The sequence below is a fragment of the Pedococcus sp. P2_E4 genome, from assembly GCF_056403935.1.
In genome coordinates, this window is record NZ_JBFUEO010000077.1 from 1 (window position 1) to 4,430 (window position 4,430).

A 4,430-nucleotide genomic window follows, 5' to 3' on the forward strand; every position below is an offset into this window, starting at 1 on the left:
GCGTCAGCTGCCTCCGCGCCCGCGCCGGCTGCGTCAGCCGTTTCCGCGCCCCCGCCTGCGCCGGCAGCCGCCGCGCCCGTGCCGGCTGCCTCCGCCTCCGCGCCGCCCGCCTCGATTGCGTCAGCGTCGGGTGCGTCAGCGCCGGTCGCCTCCGTCTCGACAGCGGCCGCCGCCACGGCTCCGGCCTCGAGCACTCCCGCCCCCGGGTCCCACGCCCCTTCGACCTCGGCCTCCGAGTCCCACGCCCCTTCGTCCTCGGCCTCCGAGTCCCACGCCCCTTCGTCCTCGGCCTCCGAGTCCCACGCCCCTTCGTCCTCGGCCTCCGAGTCCCACGCCCCTTCGTCCTCGGCCTCCGAGTCCGCTGCGTCCGGGTCCGCTGCGTCCGCTGCGGCTGCTCAGGTCTCGCCTGACCCGGGTTCGGCCGCCCAGGCCTCGCCCGCCGCGCCTGCGCCCACGCAAGCCGCGCCGACGCCCGCGTCGGAACCGCAGGCTGAGCCCCGGCCCTCCGGTGGGCTCGATGTGGCTGCCGTTCGGCGCGCCTGGCCCGACATCCTCGCGTGGATCTTCAAGCACAAGCGCACCACCTGGACGCTGTTGTCCGAGCACGCCACGGTGCACGACTACGACGGCAGCAAGGTCGTCCTGGGCATCTCCACGGTGGGCATCGCCAACACCTTCCGACACGGCCCCCACGCCGACCTCGTCCGCCAGGCCCTCATCGACGTGCTCGGCGTGGACGCCCGGGTCGAGGGCATCCCGGTCCCTGACGCGACGCTCTCCAAGCCCAGCGGCGAGCCCCATCCGTCGGTGCACCCCAGCGCCCCGGCGCGCGGGTTCGGTTCCGACTCGGGCGCAGAGTCGGGGCCCGATTCCGCGGACAGCGCCACGAGCGGCCCCGCGAGCGGCTCGTCCACGTCCCCGGGTGCGGCTGGTCCCGCCCGGTCATCGGGTCTGTCCGGTGGCGCTGGTGGTCCCGGTAGGTCTGCAAGTCCCAGTGGTTCTGGCGGTTCCAGTGGTTCCGGCGGAGGAGCCTCGGCCCTGGCCGACGCCGGCATCAGCCCGTCGACCGTGACGCCCGAGAGTGGCAGCGGTGGCTGGGCCAGTGCTCCGGCCGCGCCAGGCGACGGGCCGTCCTGGGCCTCCGGTCCCGACGCCGACGACCTACGAGGCGCGGCTCCCGCGCCGATCGGGTCGCGTCTCGAGCGCGCCCGGGCCGAGGTGACTGCTGAGCCGGTTGTCGACGACACCTACGTCGCCGACGACAGCGTCGCCAGCGCCGACGACGAGGACATCGACGCGCTCGCCGAGGTGGGGCGTCCGGTGATCGAGCGCCTGCTCGGCGGCAAGGTCATCGACGAGAGATAGCCGTGTCGACCCGCGCGACCGCCACGGAGCGGGCACACGTCCTGCCGGGCGACGACCTGGTTCAGCCGGTCGACGTCGTGATGGACCGCGCGTTCAGCCTCGACGCACCGCCCGATCAGGTCTGGCCGTGGCTTGTCCAGCTCGGAAAGGCTCGGGCCGGGTGGTACCTGCCGGCGGTGGTCGAACGAGTGGTCCCGCGAGGTCGGCGGGGCCTGCGGCACCTCGAGCAGCGCTTCCTCGGCTTGCAGGTCGGCGACGTGATCCCCGACTGGGGCGGCAAGGGCGCGACGTTCACCGTCGAGGAGGTTGCGCCGGCCGACCACCTGCTCTTCAGCTCGACCAGGGGTCACACCCGCCTCACCTGGTGCCTGCAGCTGCGTCCCGAGGGCGCAGCGGGGACACGGGTCCACCTCCGGCTGCGCCTGGCCCCGGTCCGCCACCGCCTGCTTGCCGAGCGGGTCGGCGGAGTGTTCGACCAGGCCACCGTGGCCGGCCTAGCCGCGGGTCTGCGCGAACGCGTGATCTCATCGGGCACGTCGCCATGAGGTCCCCTCGGGGTCCGGAGGTGACCTCGCCATGAGACTTGCTCCGGGTCCGGAGGGCCCGTCCCGCGCTCGCGTTCTCGCCGTGAATGCCGCATTGGCCGCCGCGGCTGTCGTGGCCTACCTGCTGTCCCGGTCGCGGCACCGCGTCGTGATCGGCGATCTAGAGCGGCAACCGGTCGACGCCCCTGCGCGCGAGTCACTCGAAGTTCCCCCGGAGCTCGACCGATGCCCCGAACAACCGGGCAGCTGAGTCGACTCCGCGACGACCGAGACAGAGGGCAGCGGGGCTTTCCGTCCCCGCGACGTCGGCGGCGTGAAGCCGGGTCGCCGGGTCCCTAGGGGCAGCACTGAGACCCGCCTTGCCCTGCAACGTTTCGCCCGAACCTGCGCATTGTCCAGGCGCATGTCTAGGTGCGCCGGGTGTAGGTGACGGTCTTGCGTCCGCCGGGGTCGGTTTCGATGTGGTGGGTGTACGCGGGGTCGTGGATGCGGCGGTGGTGGTGTCCGCACAGGGGGATGGCGTGGGCGAGGTCGGTGGTTCCTCCGCGACTCCAGGGGTCCTGGTGGTGGAGTTCGGACCAGGCGTASGGGCGGTCGCAGCCGTGGGCGGCGCAGGTGTCGTAGGTGGTGGCCAGGGCSAGGCGTTGGGGTTCGGTGAAGAACCGGTTTTGTCGGCCGAGGTCGAGGGGGACGGGTCGGCCGTCGAGGACGGCGGGCAGGATGCCGGCGTTGCAGGCCAGGCGTCGGGCTGTGCTGGCGGACAGGTCGTGGCCGGTGTCGAGGTGGGCGGCGCCGACCTGCCGGCGCAGGGTGTCGTGGTCGATGGTGACGATGACGGTGGCGGCGACCTTGCCGGTGAGGGTGTCGGTGGGTAGGTGTTCGACGAGCTCGAGGAACGCGGTGCCGTAGCGGTGGGCCCAGTCGCTGTCGGCTTCGCGGAACGCTTCCCAGGTGGCCTCGCGCACCGTCGCCGCGCTGGTGGCTGGGCCTTGGTCGGTGCGGGCTGCGTCGGTGCGGGCTGCGCGGGCGGCGGTCTGGGCGAAGCGGCGGGGGGAGGCGATCTGTTGGATGGTCTTGACCAGGATCGACGCGGCGAGGGTGGGCAGGGTGAAGTGGCCGGTGGTGGTGCCGTCGTCGTGGTGGTGCCAGGTGAGGCGGGTCTTGCGGTAGGCGGTGTCTTCCTCGGCGCGCAGGACCTGGTCTTCGTGGGCGTCGACCTCGGCCTGGGTGGCTTGCGCTGCGGCGAGGGCGCGGCGGGCCTGTCGGCGCAGGGTGGTGGGGTCGAGGTGTCGGGCGGCTGCCACGAGCGACGCCTCGATGGCCGCCTTCTGGTCGRGGCGCAGCCGCTCGGGCAGCGCGGAGGCGGYGGTGGCGATGACGCGGGCGTGGTCGGTGGACAGGTCCCCGGCGGTCAGGGCTTCCCGGGTCGCGGGCAGGGTGGTGTCKAGCGCGGAGGCGAGGCGGACGTCCCGCGAGGCCGCGGCSCCGTCGGTGCGGGTGGCCGACGCCAGCCACGCGGGGGTGCCGCTGGCACCGGACTGGGCGGCGACCTGGCAYCGGTCGGCCTCGGCGAGCAGYGCCAGGCGSACSGCCTGGACGCGGGCGATGAGGCGGTCGACCTGGTGCAGCGCGCTGGCGGCGGCGGGTGCGCCGATGATGTCGCTGGTGTCGGCGCGGTCGAGCAGGGTGTGCAGCTGGCGCAGCAGGTGGTCCGTCCCGGTGGGGGCGGTGGTGAGGGTCGCGACTGCTGCCATGAGAGAACTCTACTCGAACACGTGTTCGAATACAAGTCGGATTCCCAATGGTGGCAACGGAATTCGCGCGCATCTAGGCAGACACGGAGCTCCCAGCACCTATCAGACCAGACCCTCCTGACAGCCGCCCGCGGTACGCCCGCAGAACGCTCGCAGAACGCCCGCGGAACGCCCGCGGAGCGGAACCCCCGCGGAACGCCCGCAGGCCGCGGGGAGAGCAGCTTCCAGCCTGCGAACTCCCGACCGTGCCCGCCAGTCGGTTTGCCGGTTTTGCGCTGCGTTCCCGCTGGTCAGGGGCTCGGAGAGATAGAGTCGGATGACCGGGTGACCCCGCACCCGCAATCACAGGAGTGAGCATGTACATCGGAGTCGGCATCTTCCTCATCGTCGTCGGCGCGATCCTGACCTTTGCGCTCAACGCATCCGTCGACGCTGTCAACCTCGGCATGATCGGCTGGATCTGCATGGCAGCCGGTGCCCTGGCCATCCTGCTGTCGCTCGTCATGGGCAGCCGTCGGGGCGTCGCTGGCGGTGGCTACTCGGCCCGCCGCGTGAGCCACACCGACCCCGCGACCGGCACGCAGGTCGACGAGGTCGACGTCGACCGCGACGGGCGCATCTGACCGCACCTCACGTCAATCGCCGCAGGGCGGGCCGGATCCGGCCCGCCCTTCGGCATACCCGGCGGTGCCGGCCGCCCGTGCCGACCCCAAAGCCAGCCCGCCCCGACCCCCAAGCCAGCCCGCCCCGACCCCCAAGCCAGCCC

The 4,430-nt window shown here is 73.0% G+C and carries 4 protein-coding genes; 3 read left to right on the plus strand and 1 reads right to left on the minus strand.

Going from position 1 to position 4,430, the window contains the following annotated elements; all coding sequences use genetic code 11:
• Positions 1–519 precede the first annotated feature (519 nt).
• Positions 520–1,365 (plus strand): hypothetical protein, encoded by an 846-nt coding sequence (locus tag AC1DV7_RS18055; protein ID WP_477598715.1) that lies wholly within the window; start codon positions 520–522, stop codon positions 1,363–1,365.
• Between the two features lie 2 nt (positions 1,366–1,367).
• The gene (locus tag AC1DV7_RS18060; protein WP_477598716.1) at positions 1,368–1,910 is read left to right on the plus strand and encodes an SRPBCC family protein; all 543 of its coding nucleotides are present in this window, start codon (positions 1,368–1,370) and stop codon (positions 1,908–1,910) included.
• 407 nt (positions 1,911–2,317) lie between these two features.
• Here AC1DV7_RS18060 and AC1DV7_RS18065 read toward each other — a convergent pair whose 3' ends face one another.
• Entirely contained in the window at positions 2,318–3,664 is a 1,347-nt protein-coding gene (locus tag AC1DV7_RS18065) for an HNH endonuclease signature motif containing protein (RefSeq protein WP_477598717.1), read from the minus strand.
• 356 nt (positions 3,665–4,020) lie between these two features.
• Between AC1DV7_RS18065 and AC1DV7_RS18070 the strand changes: the two genes are divergently transcribed.
• Complete coding sequence (locus AC1DV7_RS18070) at positions 4,021–4,287, plus strand: DUF6458 family protein (protein WP_477598718.1); 267 nt, start codon at positions 4,021–4,023, stop codon at positions 4,285–4,287.
• Positions 4,288–4,430 lie beyond the last annotated feature (143 nt).